Origin of the sequence: Streptomyces sp. M92, from assembly GCF_028473745.1 — a bacterium.
Lineage (GTDB): Bacteria > Actinomycetota > Actinomycetes > Streptomycetales > Streptomycetaceae > Streptomyces.
The window spans coordinates 388,853-414,928 of sequence record NZ_CP101137.1 but is presented as its reverse complement, the minus strand read 5'-3'; the positions used below and the strand labels follow the sequence as shown (position 1 = coordinate 414,928).

Sequence of the window (26,076 nt, the reverse complement as noted above, 5' to 3'; positions counted from 1 at the left end):
TCTGCCGCACCCCGCCTCACCCGTCCGGCTTACCCACCGTGCCGCCGTTGACGTTGCTCCCTAGCGTGAGGACATGAGCAACCCGGTTCACTTCCAGGCGCGGGGGCGTACGGTCGTCGGCTGCACCCTGCTGGTGATCGCCCTCGGCGCGAGCGTCACCGCCTGCACCAGCGGCGGCGACGACCATCCCCTGTCCGCCGCGCCCTACGACGCGGCCGGCCAGATCTCCTTCAACGGCCCCACGGACGCCGGGAAGAAGGCCGACCCGGACAAGCCCCTGGAGGTCGTCGCCGAGGGCGCCGACGGGCGCATCACGGACGTCACGGCCGTGGACGCGGCGGGACGCTACGTGGCGGGTGAACTCTCCGCCGACGGGACCCGCTGGCACAGCACCTCACCGCTGGCCGCCGACGCCCGCTACACGGTCCGTGTGAGCACCGAGGACGGCGACGGCGCGCCCGGCCGCAAGGTCCTCACCTTCGAGACCGGCAGGCCCAGCGCCAAGAAGACCCTGGACGTCTCCTTCGGGCCCCAGGCGGGCGCGTACGGCGTCGGCCAGCCCGTCACCGCGGAGCTGAGCCAGCCGGTCGCGGACCCGGCCCAGCGGGCCATAGTGGAACGCGCCCTGAAGGTGCGGTCCACGCCCGCGGTCGAGGGCGCCTGGTACTGGGTGGACGACAAGAAGCTGCACTACCGGCCCAAGGAGTACTGGCCCGCCCACGCCACCATCCAGGTCAGCAGCACTCTCGACGGCATCAAGATCGGCGACCGGATGTGGGGCGGCACCGCGAAACCCCTGGCCATCACGACGGACGACCGCGTCGTGGCCGTCACCGACGCCGCCGCCCACACGCTGACGCTCTACCGGGACGGCGAGGCGGTCCGGCAGATCCCCGTGACCGCCGGCAAGCCCGGCTTCGAGACCCGCAACGGCGTCAAGGTCGTCCTGGGCAAGGAACCCTTCGTACGCATGCGCAGCAGCACCGTCGGCATCGCCGAGGGCTCCTCGGAGTCGTACGACCTGCCCGTCTACTTCGCCACCCGGGTCACCTGGAGCGGCGAGTACGTGCACGCCGCCCCCTGGTCGGTCGGCTCCCAGGGCTCCGCCAACGTCAGCCACGGCTGCGTCGGCATGAGCACCGCCAACGCCGAGTGGTTCTTCGGCGCCGTCCAGGAGGGCGACCTGGTCGAGGTCGTGAACTCGGCCGGCGACATGATGGAGCCCTTCGGCAACGGCTTCGGCGACTGGAACCTGGACTGGACCAAGTGGACCACCGGAAGCGCCCTGACGGGCGGCACGGGCGGCACGACCAACCAGGACACGGCAAGACTGCGCCCGACGGTGGTGTAGCGCCCCGAAAGGGGCGCGGGGCTGTATCGATATGCGGCTCCGCCGCGTGGGCGCGATCAACCCCCACCGGCCCGCAGCCGCCGCACGACGCGCAGGAGCGAGCTCCTAGGCGCTCTGCAGCCGCCTCTGCCGCAGCAACGCGGCAAGCGCACCCGCGAACTCCACCGGCTCCACAGGCAACGCCACAGCCCCCTCGGCCCGGCTCCACGTCGCCAGCCACGCGTCCTGCGGCCGTGCGATCAGCAAGAGCACCGGCGGGCACCGGAACACCTCGTCCTTGATCTGCCGGCACAGTCCCATGCCGCCCATCGGCACGGCCTCGCCGTCCAGCACGCAGACGTCGATCCCGCCCTTGTCCAGCTCCTTGATCACGGCGGCCGGAGTCGCGCACTCCACGAACTCGACCACGGGCACGTCCGGGGCGGGCCGGCGACCGGTCGCCAGCCGCACCTGCTCGCGGGTGTTGGAGTCGTCGCTGTAGACCAGCACCGTGGCGGTCGGCTGCATGCTTCCTCCGATACGCAGTGAAACAGTCGTAGCCCGTCGCGCCGGATGCTACTCCCTCCCACTGCTCGTCAACACTGGTTCGGACACGGCTTCGACGGGCCGTTCGATGGGCCATACGGGCAGTACAGACAGGGGGAACACACCGAACGGCACCCCCCGGGGTGAGGGCGGGATAAGCGACCGACATAATGTCGGTCGTGGCGACAGCAACGACAGTAGAAACCGGGCACGCGCACCCGTCGGTCAACCGGCCGAACCTCACCAGCGTCGGAACCATCATCTGGTTGAGTTCCGAGCTGATGTTCTTCGCGGCCCTCTTCGCGATGTACTTCACCCTGCGATCGGTGACCGGCCCGGACTTCTGGTCCGAGAAGGCCGACGCGCTGAACCTCCCGTTCTCCGCGACGAACACCACGATCCTGGTGCTCTCCTCCCTCACCTGCCAGCTCGGCGTGTTCGCGGCCGAGCGCGGTGACGTGAAGAAGCTCAGGATGTGGTTCATCGTCACCTTCGTGATGGGTGCGATCTTCATCGGCGGTCAGGTGTTCGAGTACACCGAGCTGGTCAAGCACGAGGGCCTCTCGCTCTCGTCGGACCCGTACGGCTCGGTGTTCTACCTGACCACCGGCTTCCACGGACTGCACGTGACGGGCGGCCTCATCGCCTTCCTGCTGGTCCTCGGCCGCACCTACGCGGCCCGGAGGTTCACTCACGAGCAGGCGACCGCCGCCATCGTCGTGTCCTACTACTGGCACTTCGTCGATGTCGTCTGGATCGGCCTCTTCGCCACGATCTACATGATCAAGTAGTCGCGGCACGCACCCGCGCAATACCAGAAGCATCGACGCAGAAGATCCTGACACCGGGGTAATCCGTGAAAAAGCTCTCCGCACGACGACGCCACCCGCTGGCGGCGCTCGTCGTCCTACTCCTCGCGCTGGCATGCACAGGGGGGCTGTACGCCGCGTTCGCACCCGCGGACAAGGCGCAGGCCGATGAAACCGCCCAGTCCCTCGCCATCGAAGAGGGCAAGAAGCTCTACGCCGTCGGCTGTGCCAGCTGCCACGGCACCGGAGGTCAGGGCACCACCGACGGTCCGAGCCTGGTCGGCGTGGGCGCCGCGGCCGTCGACTTCCAGGTGGGCACCGGCCGCATGCCGGCCCAGCAGCCGGGCGCACAGGTCCCGCGCAAGAAGGTGATCTACTCCCAGGCGGAGATCGACCAGCTGGCGGCCTTCGTCGCCTCGCTGGGTGCCGGTCCGGCCATCCCTTCGGAGGAGAAGTACGGCCCGCAGGGCGCGGACATCGCCAAGGGCGGTGAGCTCTTCCGCAACAACTGCGCGCAGTGCCACAACTTCACCGGCAAGGGCGGCGCGCTGACGCACGGCAAGTACGCGCCGAGCCTCGAGGACGTCGATCCCAAGCACATCTACGAGGCCATGCAGACCGGCCCGCAGAACATGCCCTCCTTCCCCGACAGCACGCTGACGGAGCAGAACAAGAAGGACATCATCGCCTACCTGGACGCGGTCAACTCGGACGACACCGTGAACCCCGGCGGTCTCTCGCTCGGCGGTCTCGGACCGGTCAGTGAGGGCCTCTTCGGCTGGATCTTCGGCCTCGGTGGCTGCATCGCCGTCGCCGTGTGGGTCGCCGCTCGGACCGCAAAGGCCAAGAAGTCATGAGTAGCCAAGACATTCCAGAAGAGAACCTGCCCGCCGAGCACGGCGGCGCCCACGCGCCGAAGCCCGCGGACGACAAGAACCCGTTCGCGGACCCGGGCCTGCCGCCCCACGAGCACCGCATCCAGGACATCGACGAGCGGGCCGCCAAGCGGTCCGAGCGCACGGTCGCCCTGCTGTTCACGGTCTCGATGCTGGCGACCATCGGCTTCATCGCCTCGTTCGTCGCGATCCCGCACGACAAGTCGATCTACGTCTGGCCGATCGGGCACATCAACGCGATGAACCTCGCGCTGGGCCTGACCCTGGGCGTGGCGCTGTTCGCCATCGGCGCGGGCGCCGTCCACTGGGCGCGCACCCTGATGTCCGACGAGGAGGTCGCCGACGAGCGGCACCCGATCGAGGCGTCTCCCGAGACCCGTGCCAAGGTCCACGCGGACTTCAAGCAGGGCGCCAAGGAGTCGGTGATCGGCCGGCGCAAGCTGATCCGCAACACGATGCTGGGCGCGCTCACCCTGGTGCCGCTCTCCGGCGTCGTCCTGCTGCGCGACCTCGGCCCGCTGCCCGGGACCAAGCTGCGCCACACGCTGTGGTCCAGGGGCAAGCTGATCGTCAACATGAACACGAACGAGCCGATGCGTCCGTCGGACATCGCGGTCGGTTCGCTCACCTTCGCCAAGCCCGAGGGCCTGGACGAGCACGACCACGGCTTCCAGAACGAGATCGCCAAGGCGGCCCTGATGCTCATCCGGCTGGAGCCGGAGGCCATCAAGGACAAGCAGGAGCTCGAGTGGTCCCACGAGGGCATCGTGGCGTACTCGAAGATCTGCACCCACGTGGGTTGCCCGATCTCCCTGTACGAGCAGCAGACGCACCACGCGCTGTGCCCCTGCCACCAGTCCACCTTCGACCTCGCCGACGGTGCCCGGGTGATCTTCGGTCCCGCCGGTCACCCGCTGCCGCAGCTGCGCATCGGCGTGAACGACGAGGGCTACCTCGAGGCGCTCAGTGACTTCGCGGAGCCCGTCGGTCCTGCATTCTGGGAGCGCGGATGAGTACTGCAGCCAACGAAGCACCCCGCTCTCGCGGGAAGGCCCCGGCCGGCGAACGCGTCGCCGACTGGGCCGACGGCCGGCTCGGGATCTACTCCCTGGCCAAGGCCAACATGCGCAAGATCTTCCCGGACCACTGGTCCTTCATGCTCGGTGAGATCTGCCTCTACAGCTTCATCATCATCATCCTCACGGGTGTGTACCTGACGCTGTTCTTCCACCCGTCGATGAACGAGGTGGAGTACCACGGCAGTTACGTCCCGATGCAGGGACAGCTGATGAGTGAGGCGTACAAGTCGACGCTCGACATCAGCTTCGACGTGCGCGGCGGTCTGCTGATCCGGCAGATCCACCACTGGGCGGCGATCATCTTCCTCGCCGGCATGTTCGTGCACATGATGCGCGTCTTCTTCACCGGCGCGTTCCGCAAGCCGCGCGAGATCAACTGGCTGTTCGGCTTCCTGCTGTTCGTCCTCGGCATGTTCACCGGCTTCACCGGTTACTCGCTCCCGGACGACCTGCTCTCCGGCACCGGTGTCCGCTTCACCCAGGGCGCGATCCTGTCCGTGCCGATCGTCGGCACGTACATCTCGATGTTCCTGTTCGGCGGGGAGTTCCCCGGGACCGACTTCGTCGCCCGGTTCTACTCGATCCACATCCTGCTGCTGCCGGGCATCATGCTCGGTCTCGTGGTCGGCCACCTGATCCTGGTCTTCTACCACAAGCACACGCAGTTCGCGGGCCCCGGCAAGACCAACAAGAACGTGGTCGGCATGCCGCTGCTGCCGGTGTACATGGCGAAGGCGGGAGGCTTCTTCTTCCTGGTCTTCGGTGTCATCGCGGCCATCGCCGGCATCGCCTCGGTCAACCCGATCTGGAGCATCGGCCCCTACCGGCCGGACATGGTGTCCACCGGCGCCCAGCCGGACTGGTACATGGGCTTCGCCGAGGGTCTGGTCCGCGCCATGCCGGGCTGGGAGATCAACTTCTGGGGCCACACACTGGTCCTGGGCGTGTTCATCCCATTGGTGATCTTCGGTATCTTCCTCGCGGTCATCGCCCTCTACCCGTTCATCGAGTCGTGGGTGACCGGGGACAAGCGCGAGCACCACATCCTGGACCGGCCGCGCAACGCCCCGACCCGTACGGCCTTCGGTGTCGCCTGGGTCACGGCGTACATGATCATGCTGATCGGTGGTGGCAACGACATCGTCGCCACGCACTTCCACCTGTCGATCAACGCGGTCACCTGGTTCGTCCGCATCGGGTTCTTCGCCGGCCCGGTCATCGCCTTCGTGATCACCAAGCGGATCTGCCTCGGCCTCCAGCGCCGGGACAAGGAGAAGGTGCTGCACGGGCGCGAGTCCGGCATCATCAAGCGCCTGCCGCACGGTGAGTTCATCGAGGTGCACGAGCCGCTCAGCCAGGAGCAGCTGCACACGCTCACGGCCCACGAGCAGTACAAGCCGGCCGAGATCGGCCCGATGGTCGACGAGAACGGCGTCCAGCGCAAGGTGAAGCGCACGGACAAGCTGCGCGCCAAGCTCAGCAAGTCGTACTACGGCCCGGAGTCGCAGATTCCGAAGCCGACCGTCGAGGAGTACAAGGAGATCACGAGCGGCCACGGCCACCACTGACCCTCCAGCGTCGCCACACCACGGTCGAAGGGCCCCGTCCGTTCCGCGGACGGGGCCCTTCGCCGTGCCCGGGGCTGGATAGGGTGGGAGCACACCTTCTCTCCGTCATGCACACGATTCAGGAGCGGCACATGAGCGCTTTGACCCCCGCTGGAGGCGACACCGCGGCGGGCCGCTCCTGGCCCGCCCTGCTGAACGGACTGGCGGACGGCCGGGACCTGACCGCCGACGAGACCGCCTGGGCGCTGGACGTGATCATGCGCGGCGAGGCAACCGACGCGCAGATCGCCGGCTTCGCGGTCGGCCTCAGGTTCAAGGGGGAGACCGTCGAGGAGATCTCCGGTCTCGTCCGCACCATGTACGCGCACGCCAACGTGATCGAGGTCCCGGGGCGGACGGTCGACATCGTCGGCACCGGCGGCGACGGCGCGAAGACCGTCAACATCTCCACCATGTCGGCGATCGTGGTGGCCGGCACGGGCGCCAAGGTCGTCAAGCACGGCAACCGGGCGGCCTCCTCGGCATCCGGAGCCTCCGACGTCCTGGAGAAGCTGGGTGTCAATCTGGAGCTGACGCCGAAGCGGGTGGCGGAGGTCGCCGAGGAGGCCGGCATCACCTTCTGCTTCGCCGTGAAGTTCCACCCCGCGCTGCGCCACGTGGCGGCGGCCCGCGGCCAGCTCGGCATCCGCACGGTCTTCAACTTCCTGGGCCCGCTGACCAACCCCGCGGGCGTGAAGTCCCAGGCGATCGGCGTCGCGCACGCCCGGATGGCGCCGATCATCGCCGGTGTCTTCGCCGAACGCGGCCACTCCTCCCTGGTCTTCCGCGGCGACGACGGCCTCGACGAGCTGACCACGACCGCCACCTCACGCGTCTGGGTCGTGCGCGACGGCCGGGTGACCGAGGAGACCTTCGACCCGCGGGACGTCGGCCTCGAACTGGTCCCGGTCGAGGCGCTGCGCGGCGCCGACGCCTCCTACAACGCCGACGTCGCCCGCCGCCTGCTGGCCGGCGAGAGGGGCCCCGTGCGGGACGCGGTGCTGCTGAACTCCGCGGCGGCCCTGGTGGCCCTGGACCCCGGCGACGGACCGCTCACCGACCAGATCCGGGTCGGCATGGACCGGGCCGCCGAGTCGATCGACTCGGGCGCCGCCAGGCGGGTCCTGGAGCGCTGGGTCGCCACGACCCACGCGTAGCCGCCCTCCCGCCCGTGTGACGAGCGTCCCGCGATCCGGACTCGGGTTGCGGGGCGCCGATCACTTCCCATAGGTTTTTCGACAGGTCATGAGTGACAGTCATGAGGCCCCGGCCGACTGTCCGGCAACCCTCCGTCCGTGGCGGGGTGCCCCGGGTGAAGACCAGGCCGTGGACAGCAAGGTTCACGGCAAGCGCGGACCCCTCGCGGAACCAGGGGTCCTGGGTCGTCCGAGGGAGTCTTCCGTGAACCAGCGAATGCGATAGGGCCGCAGAGCCCCGCCTCCGCACACCCTTCCTCTTCTCATTCACAGCGCCCTTCTCCGCGCTGGTCCTCACGGGAGTCCGTCATGTCCGTACCCACCGCTGTCGCCACCCCGCTGCCCGTTCTCGGCCGGGACGTCACCGTCCCGCTCGTCACCGGCGGCGAGGTCACCTACGCCGCGCTCGACTACGCCGCCAGCGCGCCCGCCCTCCAGCGGGTCTGGGACGACGTGGCGGCCTACGCGCCCTACTACGGCAGCGTGCACCGGGGGGCCGGCTACCTGTCGCAGCTGTCGACCGACCTGTTCGAGAACGCCCGCAGGACCGTCGCCGAGTTCCTCGGGTGTCGGGACACCGATCAGGTGGTCTTCACCCGGTCCACCACCGACTCCCTCAACCTGCTCGCCGCCGCGCTGCCGGCCGGCTGCCGGGTCTTCGTCTTCGAGACCGAGCACCACGCCTCGCTGCTGCCCTGGCGAGACACGGACGTGACCTACCTCGACGCGCCGCGCACCCCCGCGCAGGCCGTCGAGACCCTGGAGCGCGCCCTCGCCGCCCGCGAGCCGTACGGACCCGCCCTGGTCTGCGTCACCGGCGCCTCCAACGTCACCGGCGAGCTGTGGCCGGTGCGGGAACTGGCCGCCGCCGCGCACGCGCACGGCGCCCGGATCGTCCTGGACGCCGCCCAGCTCGCCCCGCACCACCCCGTCTCCGTGAGCGACCTGGACGTCGACTGGGTCGCCTTCTCCGGGCACAAGCTGTACGCCCCCTTCGGCTCCGGCGTGCTGGCCGGCCGCGCCGACTGGCTGCGTGAGGCGGAGCCGTACCTCGCGGGCGGCGGCGCCAGCCGCAGCGTCTCCCGGCGCGCGGACGGCGGCGTGGACGTGCGGTGGCACGACAGCGCCGCCCGGCACGAGGCGGGCTCGCCCAACGTCATCGGCGCCTACGCGATCGCCTCCGCCTGCAAGGCGCTCACCGAGGCCGGCTTCGACACGCTGGTCGCCCGCGAGGAGTACCTGATCGGGAAGGTGCGGGAGGGGCTCGCCGAGGTGCCCGAGGTGCGGGTGCTGTCCCTCTTCGGCGACGACGCCCCCCGCGTCGGCGTGCTGTCCTTCGTCGTCGACGGCTGGAACAGCTCCCACTTCGCCGCCGCGCTCTCCGCCGAGTACGGCATCGGCGTGCGCGACGGCCTCTTCTGCGCCCACCCGCTGGTGCGCACCCTGCTCGGCAGCGACCCCGAGACGCAGGGCGAGTGCGGCGCCCCCGAGGCGGCGCCCGGCGAGAAGTCCCTCAACGCCATCCGCGTCAGCTTCGGCGCCGGCACCCCGGACGAGCACGTCGAGCGGTTCGTGGACGCCGTCAGGGAGCTGGTGAGCGACGGCGCCCGCTGGAACTACCGCACGGAGGACGGCCGTTGCGTGCCCGACAGGTCCGCCGCGGACACCGGCGCCGGGACCTCCGCGGTCTGAGCCGCCCGGCCCGGCAGCCGCGAGCCGAGCAGGACCATCCGCAGCGCCCGCTCGGTGGCGTCGGTGAGCAGCTCGGCCGCGCGCACCAGCGCGTCCGCCAGCGCCATCGGCGCCGGCATGATGCCGTGGAAGGCGTCCACCCCGGGCACCTCGTGCGCGCCCTCGCCCAGCGTGCCGGCCAGCGCCAGGACGGGACGCCCGTGCAGCTTGGCGCGCCGGGCCACCTCGGCCGGGACCTTGCCGCGCGGCGTCTGGTGGTCGAGGGCGCCCTCGGCGGTGAGCACGAGGTCGGCACGGGCCAGCCGCGCGTCCAGGTCGAGGTGGTCGAGGAGGACGTCGAAGCGGGGCAGCAGCCGGGCCCCGACGGCGGCCAGCCCCGCGCCCAGCCCGCCGGAGGCGCCGGTGCCGGGGCCCGTGCGCAGGTCGGCGCCGATGACGCCCAGGTCGCGGGTGAGGACGCGCGCCCAGTTCTCCAGTCCCGCCGACAACTCCTCGACCTGCGCGGGCGTCGCCCCCTTCTGCGGACCGAACACCCGCGCCACCCCGCGCTCCCCGCACAGCACGTTGAAGGGGTTGCAGGCGACCAGCAGCTCGGTGTCCTTCAGCCGGGGGTCCAGGCCCGCCGGGTCGATGCGGGCGAGGCGGACCAGTTCCCGTCCGCCGCGGGGGAGTTCGAAGCCGTCCGCGTCCAGCAGCCGCGCCCCGAGCGCCTGGAGCGCCCCCGCGCCCCCGTCGGACGTGCCCGAGTCGCCGCAGCCGACCAGGACCCGCCGCACCCCGGTGTCGAGCGCGGCGCGGATCAGCTCGCCGACGCCGTACGTGGTGGTGGCGCCCGGATCGCGCAGGGCGCGGGGGACCAGCGACAGGCCCGCGACGGCCGCCATCTCCACCACCGCCGTGTCCCGGCCGCCGAGCAGCGCGAAGTGGGTGCCGACGGGCTCGCCGACCGGGCCGGTGGCGGCCAGCGCGACCAGCCGTCCGCCGGTCGCGGCGGCCAGCGCGCAGGCGGTGCCCTCGCCGCCGTCGACGAGCGGGATGCGGTCGATCTCGGCGTCCGGCAGCACCCGGCGGACGCCCGCCGCGATCGCGTCGGCGGCGGCCTGGGCGGACAGGGACTCCTTGAAGCCGCTGGGCGCCACGGCGACCCGGTTCAGGATGTTCGGTACGTTCGGCACAGCAGGCTCCTTAACGGGTCACGGGTACGCCGAGCAGCGGCCAGACGGCGGCGGCGAAGAACAGCACGAGCGCGGCGGTCAGCGGTGCCAGGACGGCGGACAGCCGCAGCAGGTCGCGCGGGGTGTAGGTGGGGGTGCCGGGGATGTCGGAGAAGAGCGTGACCGGCTTGGCGGAGGCCGGGAGCGTGTGGCAGAAGCCGGCCGCGGCGGTGGAGGCGAGCGCGGCGGCGACCGGGTTGACGCCCGCGCCCACGGCCGCGGCGATCACCAGTGGCACCAGGACCGAGGAGCGGGCCGAGCGGGACTGGAGGACCAGGTGGGCCGCCGTGCTCACCGCGACCACGACCCCGAGGAAGACGGCCGGCGCCACGTCCGCGGGCAGCCCGGACACCAGCCACTTCGCCGCCCCGGAGTCGGCGAGCGCGACGCCCATCGCCATGGTCGCTGCCATGAACAGCAGCAGCGACCACGGCACGGTCTTCAGCGCGTCCTTGAGACGTACGGTGCCCAGCGCGGGGGAGGAGGCGACGACGGCGCCGATCAGCGCCACCACCGCGGGCGGCACGTGATGCAGGGGCTCGCTGCACCACAGCGCCACCACCGTGGCCAGCAGCAGGGCGCAGCGCTTCTCCGCCTGGGTCCAGGGACCGGTGACCGGGTCCTCGGCGTGCCGCTGTATCTCCTCCGCCGTGATGTGCACCGGGCCCTTGCGGTCCGCCCGCCGAGTGGTCGTCAGCAGCACGGTCTCGGCGGCCAGATGGGAGGAGGCCACCGCCAGCGGCAGCCCGAGCAGCAGCCACTGGGTGAAGCCGATCCGGTCCCCGGTCGCCTCCCACAGCACCGACACGGTGATCAGGTGCGCGCCCGCGCCGATCAGGGTCGCCACCGCCGACAGCAGGATCACCGTCGGGAACAGCAGCGCCAGCATCACCACCAGCCGCCTGCGGTCCGCGAGGGCCTTGGCGAGGGCGAGGAACACCGGCAGCGCGAGCGCCGCCCGCCCCGACGTGGCCGGCACCGCGAACGCGGTGACGACCAGCGCGGCCGTCGTCAGGTGCGTCAACTGCCGTACGCTGCGCGCCCCGCCGACCAGGAAGGCCGCCGCCCGCCCGGCGAGCCCGGTCCGGGCCACCGCCGCCGCCAGCACGAAGGCGCAGATCAGCAGCCACACCGTGTCGTCGCCGAGGGTGCCGAAGAGGGTGTCGCTGCTGATCACGCCGGTCGCCGTCAGCGCCAGTCCGGCGCCCAGCGCGATGTACGTGTCGTCGATCGGCGTGCCGATCCAGGCGCAGGTGGCCAGCGCGAACACGGCGAGGGTGAGGCGCGCGTCGCCGCCGAGGGCCGGGAAGTTGCCGGGTACCGCCAGCAGCGCGCACAGGGACAGCGCCACGCAGAGGGCCGCCGCGAGGCGGAGGTTCAACGTCACGTCATCGAGGATTCACGGGGGCGGTGAGCCATCGATGAGCGTCACATGAAGGAAACTTCACCAGGCCGGCAGCCGGTATCCCATCCCGCGCACGGTCTCGACCTGCTGCGCCCCGAGCTTCTTGCGCAGCGCCCGCACGTACACGTCCACGATGTTCGAACCGGGGTCGAAGTCGTAGCCCCACACGTGCGACAGGATCTGCTCGCGGGACAGTACCTGCCCCGGGTGGCGCAGGAACAGCTCCAGCAGCACGAACTCACGTGCCGTCAGGTCGACGGTGCGCTCCCCGGCGCGGGCCCGGCGGGTGCGCAGGTCCAGGCTGAGCGCCCCCGACTTCAGCACCGTCACCTCGGGCGCCCTGGCCGCCGTACGCAGCCGCAGCCGCACCCGGGCGAGCAGTTCCTCGAAGCGGAACGGTTTGGTCATCCAGTCGTCGGCGCCGCCCTCCAGACCGGCCACCGTGTCCCGTACGGAGTCCCGGGCGGTCAGCACGATCACGGGGGTCGTCACCCGGGACTCGCGCAGCTCGCGCAGGACCGTGAAGCCGTCCCGGCCGGGCAGCCCGATGTCCAGGACGACCAGGTCGAAGCCGCCGGTGAGGGCGTACTCGTAGGCGGCGTCGCCGTCGGTGACGGCGGTGGTGGTGAAGCCGTTGGCGCGCAGGCCCTTCTCGACGAAGGAGGCGATGCGCTCCTCGTCCTCGACGATGAGGATGCGGTTCATGGACGTGCCTCTTCCGGAATCAGTCCAGTGTGAGTACGAAGGTGGCGCCGCCGCCCTCGGTGGTGCGCAGGCCGACCCGGCCGCCGTGGCCCTCGGCGATCGCCTTCACGATCGACAGCCCGAGCCCGGCGCCGGTCCCGCGCACCCCGCGCCGGGCCGTGCCGCGCCGGAAGCGCTCGAAGATCACCTCGGCGTCCTGCGCCTGCACCCCGGGGCCGGAGTCGGCGACGTACAGCTCGACGCGGGAGCCGTCGGCGCGGGAGCCGATGCGGATGGTCTGGCCGGTGGTGGTGTGCTGCACGGCGTTCTGGGCGAGCTGCACCATGGCCTGCGTGATGCGCTGGGGGTCGAGGCGGGCCTCGCGGTCGGCGACCTGGTCCAGCACCCAGTCCCGGTCGCCGAGGGTGCGTGCCTTGACGTAGACGTCGGCGGTGAGTTCGGCGAGCTGCACCGGCTCGGGGGTGACGAAGTCGGGGCGTTCGGTCTTGGCGAGCAGCAGCAGGTCCTCGACGATGCGGCTCATCCGGTCCAGTTCGTCGGTGACCAGGCGGACGGTCTCCTCCCGTTCCGCCGGGTCGTCGCCCATCAGTTCCAGGTGGCCGCGCACGATGGTGATCGGGGTGCGCAGCTCGTGGCCCGCGTCGTCGACGAACCGGCGCTGGGCGGCGAAGGCGCGCTCCAGCCGGTCGAGCATGGCGTTGAACGTCTCGGCGAGCGCGGCCACGTCGTCGTTGCCGTGCACCGGGATGCGCCGGGTCAGGTCCTGCTCGGTGAGCTGCGCGGCGGTCGTGCGCACCAGCCGCACCGGCTTGAGGATGCGGCCCGCGACGACCCAGGCGATGCCCGTCGTCATCAGCAGGGCGACGCCCGAGATGGCGAGCAGCACGCGGAACACCTCGTCGGCGCGCTCCTGCTCCCGCCCCGGGTGGAAGGCCACCACGAACGCCGCCGCCGGTTCGCCGCCGTACCGGGCGACGGTGACCTTGGCCCAGCGGACCTCGCCCTCGGGCCGGTGCAGGGTGCCGGTGGAGTCGGGTGAGGCGTAGATGTCGCGCAGGGCGTCGCCGTCCTTGTGCAGGGGCAGGGCGACCGGGATCTCGCGCTGCTGGAAGAACTTGGCCGGCCGGTCGCCCACCTTGCCCACCAGGCCGATCAGTTCCTCGTCCAGGTCGGCGTACTGCCGTTGCAGGAAGACCTTGAGCAGCCGCTCCGGGTCGGTGAACGGCAGGCCGGTCTCCGGGTCGAAGCCCTGCTCCTCGAAGTTGGCGAACTCCCCGGCCTCCTGCGCGAGCAGCCCGTTGATCCGCTGGTCGGTGTCGTGCAGCAGGATCGAGCGGGTGGTCGTGGCCACCGAGGCGAGGGCGACCGCCATCACGAGCAGCAGCCACAGCAGGATGCGGACGCGGGCCGAGATCCGGCGGCGCTCATGGTCAGCCGTCGTCGCCGGGTCCGTCGTCGCCGGGTCCGTCGGCGCCCGAGTCGTCCCCGGTTGACTGGCCTCGGTCGTCGTCATCGTCGTCATCCGCGGGGCTGTCGGTCACCGGCGGCCGGGTCACCACCTGGTCACTGGGCGTCGGCTCGGGTGAGGAGGAGGTGGGCGTCGGGGCGGGGGAGCCGCTCTCCAGCTCCACCTTGGCCGGGACCTTCGGTTCCTGTGGGCTGTCGGTGAGGGCGAAGCTCGTCGCGGCGATGCCGAGCGGGATCAGGACGACGGCCGCGAGGGCCGCCATCCGGCGTGAGAAGACCATGCCCTCGATACTGCGCCCCCTGCCGGGCACTCACGATGAGCCCGGGATGAAGAACTCTTCATCCGGGACTCGGCACCTCAGTTGTCCAGCCCGATGGCGAACGCCGCCTCCAGGTCGTGCTGCGAGTAGGTCCGGAACGCGACGTGCGTGTCCGTGCCCTCCACGCCCGGGATCTTGCTGATCCGGCCGGGGATGACCTCGGCCAGGTCCTCGTGCTGGTTCACCCGCACCATCGCGATCAGGTCGTAGGTGCCGGTGACGGAGAAGACCTCGCTGACGTTCTCCAGCGCGGCGATCTGCTCCGCGATCTCGGGGATGCGGTCCACGCTGGTCTTGATGAGGACGATCGCGCTGATCACGGCTGGTTCTCTCCCTCGGGCGCCGCCACTGGAACGCTCCCAACTGTAGTCGTACGCCCGAACCGCACCCAGGCGAAGACGAAGCCCAGCCCGAAGCCCACCAGGTGGGCGAGGTACGCCACCCCAGGCCCGTCGCCCGCCCGGCCCGCCGCCGTCCACTGCAGCCACACCCAGAACGGCAGCACGATCCAGGCGGGGAAGCGCAGCGGCAGGAAGAAGAGGAAGGGCAGCAGGCTGGTCACCCGGGCCCGGGGGAACAGGAAGAGGAACGCGCCGAGGATCGCGGAGATCGCCCCGGAGGCGCCGACCAGGGCCTGCTGCGAGAGAGCGTTGGCGCCCGCGTAGCCGAGCAGTGCCAGGCAGCCGCAGCCCAGGTAGAACAGGGCGAACTGGAGCCGGCCCATCCGTTCCTCGGTCAGCGCGCCGAAGACGTACAGGAAGAGCATGTTGCCCAGCAGGTGCACCCAGCTGCCGTGGACGAACAGCGCCGTGGCGGGCGTGAGCGCGGAGCCGGGGGAGTCCTCGAACAGTTCTGCGGGGATCACTCCCCAGCGCCGGAACCAGGCGCGCTGCGCGGCGAGCAGCTCCTCGCCGGTGCCGTACACCGGGTTCAGGCCCGCCGCCGGGCTGACCAGGAACAACAGGCAGCACATCGTGATCAGCGCGTACGTCACGGGCGCGGCCCGGCCCCGGCCGGTGCGGGCCGTGCCGGGCGCCCTGACCGCCGAGACCGTTCTGCGGACCGCCGTGCTCCAGTTGCGGATCATGAACACAGAGCATGACGTAACGGGACGCAACCGCCCAGGTCGCCTCGCCGCCGTGGACACGCGGGCGTCGGGTACCCGCCAGGCCGTAGGGTTACGAGCCACACGCACCGGGACGGAGCCCGGCGCGTCACCGACACTGGAAGAGAGCGAACAGCCACGATGACGGTTCCCCTGCCGACCGAGACGACGCGGTGGCGCTGCACCCTGTGCGGCAACCTCACCCGCTTCGACGTCACCCGGGCCTCCAAGGTCGTCGAGTACGTGCACCTCGATCTGGCCGGTGAGCCGAAGGTCGAGGAGCGCGAGGTGCTCAGTGAGACCATCGAGTCGGTGCGGTGCCGCTGGTGCAACGCCGTGGACCAGGTGGAACTCGTGGACAGGCCGGGTGCCGACTCCTGATCACGGGAGCGGCCCCAGCATGAGGTGATCCCGCACGGGATCACGCACAGGCATTGGGGTGACGGATGGCGGAGACGCAGGGCGGGGGGCCGGGCGACGGCACCGCCGAGGTGCTCGACCGCCCGCTGCCCGACGGCGTGCGCCGCAGGGTCGTGCAGATCGTCTCCGACGGCTTCGGCGGGCTCACCCTCGGTGAACTGCCCGCCCAGCTGAGACAGTACGCCCGGTTCGCCCCCAACCGCCGGACCAAGTTCGCCGGCAACGCGATGGCCGCCGCCGTGGAGACCGACGCCCTGTTCCGCCAGCGCATCGGCGAGAAGTTCCGCGAGGCCCAGCCGGAGCTGGCCGGCGCCCTGGACGCCGGCTCCCCGCCCCCGGCCGCCGACCCGCTCGACGTGGCGGCGGCGGCCTACGTGCTGCGGCCGCACGGCTGGGTGAAGCTGGTGACCGCCGCCGGCGAGGAGGCGCAGCGCGCGGACGCCGAGCGCGCCGACGAGGAGAGCCGCGCGGAGCTGGAGCGGCTGCACGAGGAGCTGGCCCGGGCCCGCGAGCACACCCGGGCCGACACCGAGCGGCTGCGCGCCGAGCTGGACGCGGCCAGGCGAGAGACCGAGTCGCTCCACCGCAAGCTGCGCTCCGCCCTCAGCGACGTCAAGCGCGGCGAGGCGGCGCTGCGCAAGGTCCAGGCCGAGATCGACGCCGTGCGCGCCGAGGGGCACGCCCAGGTGTCCGCCGCCGAGAGCGAGACCCGGCGGCTCAAGGCCCGGCTCGGCGAGGCCGAGGCCGCCCTGGAGGCCACCCGCAAGGCGGCCCGCGAGGGACGCAGCGTCGAGGACATGCGGGTACGGCTGCTGCTGGACACCCTGCTCGACGCCACCCAGGGACTGCGCCGCGAGCTGGCCCTGCCGCCGGTGTCCGTGCGGCCCGCCGAGACGGTGGACGCCGTCGAGCCCGGCCGGATGACGCCCAAGGACATCGCCAACCGCGCCCTGTCCGAGCACGACCCCGCCATCCTCGACCAGTTGCTCGCGCTGCCGCAGGCGCACCTCGTCGTCGACGGCTACAACGTCACCAAGACCGGCTATCCCCAGATGCCGCTGGAGAAGCAGCGGCTGCGCCTGCTCGGCCAGCTCTCCCAACTCGCCGCCCAGACCGGCGCGGAGACCACCTGCGTCTTCGACGGGGCCGAACTGGCGGCGCCGGTGCTGCTCGCGCCGCCGCGCGGGGTGCGGGTGCTGTTCTCCAAGCCCGGCGTCACCGCCGACGAGCTGATCCGCCAGCTGGTGCGGGCCGAACCCCCGGGCCGTCCGGTCATCGTCGTCTCCACCGACCGCGAGGTGGCCGACGGGGTCGCGCGCGCCGGCGCACGCCCGGTGGCGTCCGTGGTGCTCCTGAAGCGGCTTTCCTAGCCCCTGCGCCACTTTCGTGCCAACCGTAACGTCGGAGTTGTATGCCCGTATTGACGGAACCGTCACGCAACGTAGCGTCAACCTGGAGTCACAGCAGGTGAGTTGTGGCAAAGAATGCGGTGAGTGACAGGGTTTTTCGGGTGGAGGATTTGAACTGATCACGAGTGGGTCACTAGGGTCACCCATCGAACCCTCGAACGGGTGATCCCTCTCAAGAAGGAGCTCGTCTCCGTGGCGTCCCACCGTCGTCCCAAGCAGCCGAGCCGCACGCGCGTGACCGTGCTCACCACCGCTGCCGCCGCCGCTGTCGCTCTCAGCTCCCAGGCCGCCAACGCCGCCCCGAGCGAGAAGCCGAGCAAGGACGAGGTCAAGGCCAAGGTCGACAAGCTCTACCAGGAGGCGGAGCAGGCCACCGAGAAGTACAACGGGGCCAAGGAGAAGCAGGAGAAGCTCCAGAAGGAGATCTCCACCCTCCAGGACAACGTCGCCCGCGGCCAGGAGGAGCTCAACGAGCTGCGCGACGGCCTCGGTTCGATGGCCAGCTCCCAGTACCGCTCCGGCGGGATAGACCCCTCCCTCCAGCTGTTCCTGTCCGCCGACCCGGACGACTACCTGGACAAGGCCTCCACCCTCGACCAGCTCAGCGGTCAGCAGGTCGAGACGCTGAAGAAGGTCCAGGAGAAGCAGCGCGACCTCGCCCAGCAGCGCGCCGAGGCGTCCGAGAAGCTCAAGGACCTCTCCGCCACCCGCACCGAGCTGGGCAAGAAGAAGAAGGAAGTCCAGGGCAAGCTCTCCTCCGCGCAGAAGCTGCTCAACTCGCTCACCGCCCAGGAGAAGGCCGCCCTCCAGGCCGAGGAGCAGCGCGCCACCCGCAGCAGCGAGCGCCAGGTCCTCTCGGGCAACTCCACCCCTGCCTCCGGCCGGGCCGCCGCCGCCTTCGCCGCCGCCCAGAGCAAGATCGGCACGCCCTACGTCTACGGCGCCACCGGTCCCTCCTCCTTCGACTGCTCGGGCCTGACGTCGTGGGCCTACGCCCAGGCGGGTGTCGGCATCCCGCGCACCTCCCAGGCGCAGACCGGCGCGGGCACCCGCATCTCCTCGATGAGCGACCTCCAGGTCGGCGACCTGGTCTTCTTCTTCAGCGACCTGCACCACGTCGGCCTCTACGCCGGCAACGGCCAGGTCCTGCACGCACCGCGCACCGGCACGAACGTCCGCTACGAGTCGATGGGCACCATCGGCGGCCCGTTCATGTTCGGCGTGCGGGTCTGACCGAGGCCCCGCACCTTCCCCCAGCGACCCTCGCCGTGCCGCCCGTTCGGGCGAATCACGGGACCGCGTTGTGAACCCCGCCCCGCCGGTGACCTGCGTCAGCGGCGGGGTTCGGCGTCGCGCGCCCCCGAAGGTCGTTGGTGGGCACCCCGCCACGGGGTTACTGTCTGCCGCGTTTCCCTGTCCGCCAGCGGAAGGAGTGCGGCTTCCCGTGGGGTCCCATCGCCGCCTTGCACCATCCGGGTTCGACCGTGGCGCCACCGCCGCCGTCGGCCTGTTCTCCGTCGCCGCCGCGCTCCTGGGCGCCGTACCGGCCACGGCCGCCCCGCAGGACGACCGGCGGGCGGAGGTGGACCGGCTCCACACGGAGGCGGAGCGGGCGACCGAGGCCTACAACAAGGCCGACGCGCGCACCGACGCGCTGCGCGAGCAGGTCGGCACGGCGCAGGACGCCATCGCCCGCAAGCAGGGGCGGATCAACACCATGCGCGACGCGCTGGGTGCGCTGGCCGGCGCCCAGTACCGCTCCGGCGGCATCGACCCCTCACTGGCGCTGCTGCTCTCCGCGGACCCGGACGACTACCTGGACAAGGCCTCCGCGCTCGACCGGGTCACCACGCACCAGGCGGGCCGGCTGAAGGAGCTCCAGCAGGCCATGCGCGACCTGGCCCAGGACCGCGCCGAGGCCGCCGCCAAGCTCGCCGAACTGGAGAAGGGCCGCAAGGCCGTGGCCGCCCACAAGAGGACGGTGGAGAAGAAGCTCGCCGAGGCCCGCGAACTGCTCAACTCCCTCCCCGACGAGGAGCGCGCCGCCCACGACCGCGGCTCCCGCTCCGGCCGCACCGACCTGGCCGTCCCCGGCGGCGCCGCCCCCGCCTCCGGCCGCGCGGCCGCCGCCGTCGCCGCCGCCCGCTCCGCCCTCGGCAAGCCGTACGTCTGGGGCGCCAACGGCCCCGGCGGCTTCGACTGCTCCGGCCTGACCCAGTGGTCGTACGCCCAGGCGGGCGTCGGCCTGCCGCGCACCTCGCAGGCCCAGTCGGGGGCCGGACAGCGCGTCTCCCTGTCCGAGGCCCGCCCCGGCGACCTCGTCGCCTACCGGGACGACGCCAGCCACATCGGCATGTACGTCGGCAACGGCCAGGTCATCCACGCGCCCTACCCCGGCGCCCCCGTCCGCTACGACCCGGTGGGCATGATGCCGGTGTCGTCGGTGACGCGGGTCTGAACCGGCCGGGCACGGGCGACCCCGGTCGCGGGGGGCGGTTCGTCGCTGCCGGGCGGTGCCGGCGGGGGGCGGGTGCGGGTAGGGGGCGCGTCCTGCCTGGCGGTCGGGGCGGCGGAGGAGGCGCTGTGCGGGTGGCCCCCGACGACGAGGAGGGCGGTGGGGGCGCGGGGACCGGGGGGCGTGGGCCGGGTGTGGCCGGGGCGGGCTTCACGGGGCCGGTGGCGTCGCGCGGTCCGGCGGGCGGGCTGTCGGTCTCGGTCTCGGTGCGCCGTTCCGAGTCGCCGGGCCGGGGGCTTCGGCCGGCGAGCGGGCTTCTGACGGAGGCGCCGGGGCATACGTGTCCGCCGGGCACTCGGCGGGGCGGGCACCAGCTCCGGTGACCCGGCGGCGCGCTGGGGCGTTCGGTGTGCCGGGGGCTCGCTCCGTGCGGCCCGCCCCGGTGGTGACCCGCCTCGGAGCCGGCCGCGTACGGTGCCCGCCCGGCGGGGGGCGGTTCTTCCGGTTCTCCTTCGGGTTCCCCCGTCCACCGTCCCCCGCGGCCCGGCGCCCGTACGATCGGGAAGGTGGCTGGTCGTAGGCGGGTGTCGGGTTCCTCGGTGGTGGCGCTGTGCCTCCTGCTCGTGTCCCTCGTGGCCTGCGGCGGCCGGACCACCGCCGACCCGGTCCGCACCGAGGTGCAGCGGGTGCTGGACCGGCGGGCCGCCGCCGTCCTCGGCCACGACCGGCCCGCCTACGCCCGTACCGGCGACACGGACTCCTTCGACAACCTCGCCGCGGTGCCGCTGACCGCGTGGTCGTACCGCGTCACCGACGTGAACCGCACCGGCGACACCGCCACCGCGGACGTCGAGCTGAACTACCGGCTCGACGGCTACGACCGGGGCCCCGTCATTACCCGGCGCACCGTGCGGCTGGACCGGGAGGGTGCGGACGGCCGGTGGTCCGTCGAGTCCGACCGGCCCGCCGAGAAGTCCGGCCAGCAGCCGTGGGACCAGGGGACGGTCCGGGTCGTGCGGGGAACGCACAGCCTCGTGCTCGGCGTGGGCCAGTCCACCGAGGCGCTGCGCGGCTTCGCGGACCTGGCCGACCGGGCGGTGCCGGCCGTCTCGGACGCCTGGGACGGCGACTGGGCCAGGCGGGTCGTCGTACTCGTCCCCGAGTCGCTGGAGGCGATGGCGGGCCTGCTCGGCTCACCCGCCTCCTCCTACCGGGGCATCGCGGCGGTCACCACCGGCGAGACCGGCGGCCGGGAGCACGCGCCCGCCGACCGGATCATCGTCAACCCCGACGCGTACGGGCTCCTCGGCACCCTCGGCAAACAGGTCGTCCTCACCCACGAGACCACCCACGTCGCCACCCGCGCCGACACCACCGCCGCCACCCCGCTGTGGCTCTCCGAGGGCTACGCCGACTGGGCCGGCTACCGCGACAGCGACCGCACCCCCGCCCAGGCCGCCCCCGAACTGGCCCGCGCGGTCTCCGAGGGCCGGACGCCCGCGGAGCTGCCGGCCGACGACGACTTCGGCTTCACCGCCGACGCCGACCGACTGGCCCGCGCCTACGAGGGCGGCTGGCTGGCCTGTCTGATGATCGCCGACCAGTGGGGCGAGGACCGGCTGGACGCCTTCTACCGCGCCGTCGGCGCACACGACCGGCGGGCGGGCGCCGTGGAGGACGCGATGCGCGAGGTGCTCGGCACGACGCCCGAGGAGTTCACGGCGCGGTGGCGGGAGTATCTGCGGACGGAGCTGGGCTGAACCGGCCCCGCTGCCCGGCCCGCCCGCGCGACACCGTGTCGTGCCACAGGACGCGGGCCGCGAGGAGCGCGGCGGCCACCAGCAGACCGTTGCGGACGAACAGCAGCGTGACGCCGAGCGGATCGCTCGCCACGACCTCCGCGAAGTACAGCGGGAACTCCAGCACCGTCACCAGGCTCGCCACCAGCACCAGGACGACCGGCAGACGCATCCGGCTCGCCCGGAAGCACAGGCAGACCGCCGCCGTACCGATCAGCCACACCAGGTACTGCGGGCTTATCACCCGGCTGGTGACCGTGAACATCAGCACCGCCGCGAACGCCGCGTCCGCCGCCGTGTGCGCCGCGAACCGGGAGGCCGCCAGCCGCCACAGCAGCAGCCAGCCGAACGCCAGGGCGGTCAGCGCCAGCGCCACCTTGCTCACCGTGCCCACGTGCGGGCCGAGGAACTCGACCGAGCCGTAGTTCAGCAGCACCTCGCCGTCCCAGCCGAACTGCCGGGCCACGTGGAAGACCAGCGCGCCCAGCGACTCCACCTCGGTGCCCCGGTCGCGCTGGAACGTGACGAACGCGAACGCCCCCGGCATCGACACGGCGAACACCACCGCCAGCCCCGCCGCGCTCAGCGCCGCGGCGGCCCAGCGCGCCCGCCCGCGCATCCCGAGCAGCACCAGCGCCGGCCACACCTTCAGCATCGCCCCCAGCCCCACCAGGGCACCCGCCGTCCGCGGATGCCGGCCCGCGGCCAGCAGCGCCGCCACCGCGACGGTCGTCACCATCACGTCGTAGCGGGCGTACACCGTCGGGCCGAGCAGCGGCACGCCCACCACCCACACCCACGCCCCGCGCGGCGAACGCCCGGACCCGCGGCCCGCGTGCCACAGCAGGGCGAGCACGGCCAGGTCGGCGAGGCAGGCCAGCACGAAGAAGGCCGTCGTGTACTCCAGGAAGGGCAGCAGGGCGGGGGAGAGGATCGCGAGGGCGGCGACGGGCGGGTACTGCCAGGTGACGTCGTCCAGGGGAAACGTTCCGGTACGCAGGATCTCGTACCAGTTCCAGTAGATGACGGACACGTCACTGGTGACGTCCGGCCCCGGGAAGACCCACACCTTCAGCACGAACAGCAGCAGGACCAGCCGCGTGGCGCCCCAGGCCGTGAGCAGCCACACCGCGGACCGCCTCGCATCCGTCGTCTCCACGTGCTCCCTGCCCGGTCCCCGGTCCTCCGCGTGCCCTGCCGTGCGGCCATGATGCCCGGACACCTGTGCGGGTGCCACAGTACGCGGGCGGGCCCGGGCCCGCCCGGGCGGTTCGGTAGGGTCGGCGGCGTGCGCAAGACCTTGATCGTGACGAACGACTTCCCGCCCCGGCCGGGCGGCATCCAGGCCTTCCTGCACAACATGGCGCTACGGCTGGACCCCGAGCGGCTCGTCGTCTACGCCTCCACCTGGAAGCGCGGCCGCGAGGGCGTCGAGGCCACCGCCGCCTTCGACGCCGAGCAGCCCTTCACCGTCGTACGCGACCGCACGACGATGCTGCTGCCGACGCCGGGCGCGACCCGTACGGCCGTCCGGCTGCTGCGCGAGCACGGGTGCACCTCGGTGTGGTTCGGTGCGGCCGCGCCCCTCGGCCTGATGGCCCCGGCACTGCGCAGAGCGGGCGCCGAACGCCTCGTCGCCACCACCCACGGCCACGAGGCGGGCTGGGCCCAGCTGCCCGCCGCCCGGCAACTGCTGCGCCGGATCGGGGAGTCCACGGACACGATCACCTACCTCGGCGAGTACACGCGCTCCCGGATCGCGGGCGCGCTCACGCCCGAGGCGGCCGCACGGATGGTGCAGCTGCCGCCCGGCGTGGACGAGAAGACCTTCCACCCCGCCAGCGGCGGCGACGAGGTGCGGGCCCGGCTGGGCCTGACCGACCGCCCGGTCGTCGTCTGCGTCTCGCGGCTGGTCCCCCGCAAGGGCCAGGACACCCTGATCCGGGCGATGCCGCGCATCCTCGCCGCCGAGCCGGACGCCGTCCTGCTGATCGTCGGCGGCGGCCCCTACGAGAAGGAACTGCGCCGCCTCGCCGAGGACGTCGGCGTCGCCGCCTCCGTCCACTTCACCGGCGCCGTCCCCTGGTCCGAACTGCCCGCGCACTACGGCGCCGGGGACGTCTTCGCCATGCCCTGCCGCACCCGCCGGGGCGGACTCGACGTGGAGGGCCTGGGCATCGTCTACCTGGAGGCCTCCGCGACCGGCCTGCCCGTCGTCGCCGGCGACTCGGGCGGCGCCCCCGACGCCGTCCTCGACGGCGAGACGGGGTGGGTGGTGCGGGGTGACTCCGAGGAACAGACCGCCGACCGCGTCGTCACCCTCCTCGCCGACCCGGAGCTGCGCCGCAGGATGGGCGAGAGGGGCCGGGCCTGGGTGGAGGAGAAGTGGCGCTGGGACCTGCTGGCAGAGCACCTGAAGGCGCTGCTGTAACGCGGGCACCTTTCGGACGCAGGGGACGTGAGGAGCCTCAGGGGCGCGGGGAACTGCGCGACCAGCCACAACGGACGGGAAGCCGCCGACGAACCGCACCCGGCACCCAGAAGGCGCCCCTACTTGGCGTAAATCGCCTCGATCTCGTCCGCGTAGTCCTTCGCCACAACACTCCGCTTCAGCTTCAGCGAAGGCGTCAAGTGCCCCGACTCCTCGGTGAACTGAGCCGACAGCACCCGGAACTTCCGCACCGACTCCGCCTTGGACACCGCCGAGTTCCCGTCGTCGATCGCGTCCTGGATCGCCGCGAGCAGATCCGGGTCCTCGCGCAGCGACACCGCGGTCGAGCCGGCCGGCTTCCCGTGGTCCGCGCACCACCGCCCGAGGAACTCCTCGTCGATGGTGACCAGCGCGCCCACGAACGGCCGCCCGTCGCCGACGACCATGCACTCCGCGACCAGCGCGTGCGCGCGGATGCGGTCCTCGATCACGGCCGGGGCGACGTTCTTGCCGCCCGCGGTGACGATGATCTCCTTCTTGCGGCCGGTGATCCGCAGATAGCCGTCCTCGTCGAGGGTGCCGATGTCGCCGGTGTGGAACCAGCCGTCCGCCAGCGCCTCGGCGGTGGCGGACGGGTTGTTCCAGTACTCCTTGAACAGGTGCTCGCCGTGCAGCAGCACCTCCCCGTCGTCCGCGATGCGCACCACGGAGCCCGGCAGCGGCTGGCCGACCGTGCCGATCTTCTGCCGGTCCCAGGGGTTGAAGGCGGTGGCCGCGCAGGACTCGGTCAGACCGTAGCCCTCCAGCACCGTGAAGCCGATGCCGCGGAAGAAGTGACCGAGCCGCTCGCCGAGCGGGGCGCCGCCGGAGATGGCGTACTCGCCGCGCCCGCCGAGGACCGTGCGGAGCTTGCCGTAGACGAGCTTGTCGAAGACCTTGTGCTTGATCCTCAGCCCGAGGGACGGACCGGACGGCGTGTCCAGCGCCTTGCTGTACGCGATCGCCGTGTCCGCGGCCTTGTCGAAGATCTTGCCCTTGCCGTCGGCCTGCGCCTTGGCGCGCGCCGAGTTGTACACCTTCTCGAAGACGCGCGGCACACCGAGGATCAGGGTCGGGCGGAAGGCGGCCAGTTCGTCGGTGAGGTTCTTGATGTCCGGGACGCAGCCCAGCTTGATCGGCGCGATCATCGGCGCGACCTGGACGAGGCGGCCGAAGACGTGGGCGAGCGGGAGGAAGAGCAGGACCGAGCACTCACCGGTGCGGAAGAGCGGACGCAGCCGCTCCACCACGTTCCCGCACTCGGCGAAGAAGCTGCGGTGGCTGAGCACGCAGCCCTTGGGACGGCCGGTGGTGCCGGAGGTGTAGACGATGGTCGCCGGGTCGTCGGCCTTGGCGATCGAGCCCCGCTCCTCGACGGCCTGGTCCGTGACGTCCTGGCCCAGGCGCCCCAGCTCCTCCACGGCGCCGGCGTCGATCTGCCAGACGTTCTTGAGGGCGGGCAGCCGCTCGCGCACCGACTCGACGGAGGCGGCGTGCCCGGCGGACTCCACGACGCACGCGGTGGCGCCCGAGTCGCTGAGGATCCACTGCACCTGCTCGGGCGAGCTGGTCTCGTACACCGGCACGGTGATCGCGCCCGCGCTCCAGATCGCGAAGTCCAGCAGCGTCCACTCGTAGCGCGTACGGGACATCAGCCCGACCCGGTCGCCCGGCTGCACGCCGGAGGCGATGAGGCCCTTGGCGGCGGACTGCACCTCGGCGAGGAAGTCGCGGGCGGTCACGTCCTGCCAGGCGCCTCCCCCGGACTCCGTCCGGGGGGACCCCCATTTCGCTTCGCTCACCTTGCGGGAGATGACGGCGACGTCCGGGTGCTGCGCGGCGTTTCGACGGACGATGTCGGTCAGGTTTCCGTCCGAAGGGACCTCGTACAAAGCCGGAAGGCTGAACTCGCGCAAGACTGCTGCTCCTCATAGGGCGCCGGCGCCACGACACTGTGTGATGCGACGGTGCGGTCCAAGGCTCGGGCAAGCGCTCGGGACAACTCATGCGGGATTCCTTGCGGAATTCACATGTTGAAATCCAGAGCACGACTGGACTGCCCGGACGTTACCCGCCGGTATGGCCTCTCCGACAGGGGGTCCCCGCGAGATGTTCGCTGCGTCACACGGATGGGGTTTCCTTCGCGCACAGT

General features: G+C 71.9%; 23 protein-coding genes and 1 riboswitch. Of the genes, 13 read left to right on the top strand and 10 right to left on the bottom strand.

Annotated elements, in window-relative coordinates:
* Positions 1–73: 73 nt before the first annotated feature.
* Positions 74–1,351: a L,D-transpeptidase gene (locus M6G08_RS01885; RefSeq protein ID WP_272585437.1), complete on the top strand. Its 1,278-nt coding sequence runs from the start codon at positions 74–76 to the stop codon at positions 1,349–1,351.
* Positions 1,352–1,456: 105 nt separating this feature from the next.
* On the opposite strand, the gene M6G08_RS01880 is transcribed toward M6G08_RS01885, so the two are convergent.
* Entirely contained in the window at positions 1,457–1,858 is a 402-nt protein-coding gene (locus M6G08_RS01880; protein ID WP_272585436.1) for a response regulator, read from the bottom strand.
* Positions 1,859–2,046: 188 nt separating this feature from the next.
* Here M6G08_RS01880 and ctaE point away from each other — a divergent pair, with 188 nt between their 5' ends.
* The 6 genes from ctaE to M6G08_RS01850 all read left to right on the top strand — a co-directional run bounded on the left by ctaE (position 2,047) and on the right by M6G08_RS01850 (position 9,155).
* On the top strand, positions 2,047–2,667 hold the full coding sequence (gene ctaE, locus M6G08_RS01875) for an aa3-type cytochrome oxidase subunit III (RefSeq protein WP_272585435.1): 621 nt from the start codon (positions 2,047–2,049) through the stop codon (positions 2,665–2,667).
* 65 nt (positions 2,668–2,732) lie between these two features.
* Positions 2,733–3,542 (top strand): cytochrome bc1 complex diheme cytochrome c subunit, encoded by an 810-nt coding sequence (qcrC, locus tag M6G08_RS01870; RefSeq protein WP_073722154.1) that lies wholly within the window; start codon positions 2,733–2,735, stop codon positions 3,540–3,542.
* On the top strand, positions 3,539–4,594 hold the full coding sequence (qcrA, locus tag M6G08_RS01865; protein WP_272585434.1) for a cytochrome bc1 complex Rieske iron-sulfur subunit: 1,056 nt from the start codon (positions 3,539–3,541) through the stop codon (positions 4,592–4,594). The genes qcrC and qcrA overlap by 4 nt, the downstream gene beginning before the upstream one ends.
* A complete protein-coding gene (qcrB, locus tag M6G08_RS01860) occupies positions 4,591–6,228 on the top strand; it encodes a cytochrome bc1 complex cytochrome b subunit (RefSeq protein ID WP_272585433.1) in 1,638 nt (545 codons plus the stop codon). Before qcrA ends, qcrB begins: the two co-directional genes overlap by 4 nt.
* 131 nt (positions 6,229–6,359) lie before the next feature.
* Positions 6,360–7,424, top strand: a complete 1,065-nt coding sequence (gene trpD / locus M6G08_RS01855) for an anthranilate phosphoribosyltransferase (RefSeq protein ID WP_272585432.1) — start codon at positions 6,360–6,362, stop codon at positions 7,422–7,424.
* 84 nt (positions 7,425–7,508) lie between these two features.
* Positions 7,509–7,625: riboswitch (SAM riboswitch) on the top strand.
* Positions 7,626–7,772: 147 nt separating this feature from the next.
* Positions 7,773–9,155, top strand: coding sequence for an aminotransferase class V-fold PLP-dependent enzyme (locus tag M6G08_RS01850; RefSeq protein ID WP_272585431.1), 1,383 nt, complete (start codon positions 7,773–7,775; stop codon positions 9,153–9,155).
* On the opposite strand, the gene M6G08_RS01845 is transcribed toward M6G08_RS01850, so the two are convergent.
* From M6G08_RS01845 to M6G08_RS01815, 7 genes are all read right to left on the bottom strand, one after another.
* Positions 9,080–10,312: a glycerate kinase gene (locus tag M6G08_RS01845; protein ID WP_272591231.1), complete on the bottom strand. Its 1,233-nt coding sequence runs from the start codon at positions 10,310–10,312 to the stop codon at positions 9,080–9,082. The genes M6G08_RS01850 and M6G08_RS01845 overlap by 76 nt on opposite strands.
* 28 nt (positions 10,313–10,340) lie before the next feature.
* The gene (locus M6G08_RS01840; RefSeq protein ID WP_272585430.1) at positions 10,341–11,756 is read right to left on the bottom strand and encodes an SLC13 family permease; all 1,416 of its coding nucleotides are present in this window, start codon (positions 11,754–11,756) and stop codon (positions 10,341–10,343) included.
* 57 nt (positions 11,757–11,813) lie between these two features.
* Entirely contained in the window at positions 11,814–12,479 is a 666-nt protein-coding gene (locus tag M6G08_RS01835; protein ID WP_272585429.1) for a response regulator transcription factor, read from the bottom strand.
* Positions 12,480–12,498: 19 nt separating this feature from the next.
* Positions 12,499–13,992 (bottom strand): sensor histidine kinase, encoded by a 1,494-nt coding sequence (locus M6G08_RS01830; RefSeq protein WP_272585428.1) that lies wholly within the window; start codon positions 13,990–13,992, stop codon positions 12,499–12,501.
* Positions 13,910–14,227, bottom strand: coding sequence for a small secreted hydrophilic protein (locus tag M6G08_RS01825; protein WP_272585427.1), 318 nt, complete (start codon positions 14,225–14,227; stop codon positions 13,910–13,912). Before M6G08_RS01825 ends, M6G08_RS01830 begins: the two co-directional genes overlap by 83 nt.
* Positions 14,228–14,304: 77 nt before the next feature.
* Complete coding sequence (locus M6G08_RS01820; protein ID WP_272585426.1) at positions 14,305–14,586, bottom strand: Lrp/AsnC family transcriptional regulator; 282 nt, start codon at positions 14,584–14,586, stop codon at positions 14,305–14,307.
* Positions 14,583–15,353, bottom strand: coding sequence for a rhomboid family intramembrane serine protease (locus tag M6G08_RS01815; protein ID WP_272585425.1), 771 nt, complete (start codon positions 15,351–15,353; stop codon positions 14,583–14,585). Before M6G08_RS01815 ends, M6G08_RS01820 begins: the two co-directional genes overlap by 4 nt.
* 159 nt (positions 15,354–15,512) lie before the next feature.
* Between M6G08_RS01815 and M6G08_RS01810 the strand changes: the two genes are divergently transcribed.
* From M6G08_RS01810 to M6G08_RS01790, 5 genes are all read left to right on the top strand, one after another.
* Positions 15,513–15,752: a hypothetical protein gene (locus M6G08_RS01810; RefSeq protein ID WP_019327945.1), complete on the top strand. Its 240-nt coding sequence runs from the start codon at positions 15,513–15,515 to the stop codon at positions 15,750–15,752.
* Positions 15,753–15,817: 65 nt separating this feature from the next.
* On the top strand, positions 15,818–17,161 hold the full coding sequence (locus tag M6G08_RS01805) for an NYN domain-containing protein (RefSeq protein ID WP_272585424.1): 1,344 nt from the start codon (positions 15,818–15,820) through the stop codon (positions 17,159–17,161).
* 231 nt (positions 17,162–17,392) lie between these two features.
* Positions 17,393–18,433 (top strand): C40 family peptidase, encoded by a 1,041-nt coding sequence (locus M6G08_RS01800; RefSeq protein WP_272591230.1) that lies wholly within the window; start codon positions 17,393–17,395, stop codon positions 18,431–18,433.
* 211 nt (positions 18,434–18,644) lie between these two features.
* A complete protein-coding gene (locus tag M6G08_RS01795; protein WP_272585423.1) occupies positions 18,645–19,658 on the top strand; it encodes a C40 family peptidase in 1,014 nt (337 codons plus the stop codon).
* A gap of 563 nt (positions 19,659–20,221) precedes the next feature.
* Positions 20,222–21,415, top strand: coding sequence for a hypothetical protein (locus M6G08_RS01790; protein ID WP_272585422.1), 1,194 nt, complete (start codon positions 20,222–20,224; stop codon positions 21,413–21,415).
* Here the strand turns inward: M6G08_RS01790 and M6G08_RS01785 are convergent.
* Entirely contained in the window at positions 21,372–22,613 is a 1,242-nt protein-coding gene (locus tag M6G08_RS01785; protein WP_272585421.1) for a glycosyltransferase 87 family protein, read from the bottom strand. The genes M6G08_RS01790 and M6G08_RS01785 overlap by 44 nt on opposite strands.
* A gap of 129 nt (positions 22,614–22,742) precedes the next feature.
* Here M6G08_RS01785 and M6G08_RS01780 point away from each other — a divergent pair, with 129 nt between their 5' ends.
* Positions 22,743–23,885 (top strand): glycosyltransferase family 4 protein, encoded by a 1,143-nt coding sequence (locus M6G08_RS01780; RefSeq protein ID WP_272585420.1) that lies wholly within the window; start codon positions 22,743–22,745, stop codon positions 23,883–23,885.
* Positions 23,886–24,004: 119 nt separating this feature from the next.
* On the opposite strand, the gene M6G08_RS01775 is transcribed toward M6G08_RS01780, so the two are convergent.
* The gene (locus M6G08_RS01775; protein WP_272585419.1) at positions 24,005–25,840 is read right to left on the bottom strand and encodes an AMP-dependent synthetase/ligase; all 1,836 of its coding nucleotides are present in this window, start codon (positions 25,838–25,840) and stop codon (positions 24,005–24,007) included.
* Positions 25,841–26,076 lie beyond the last annotated feature (236 nt).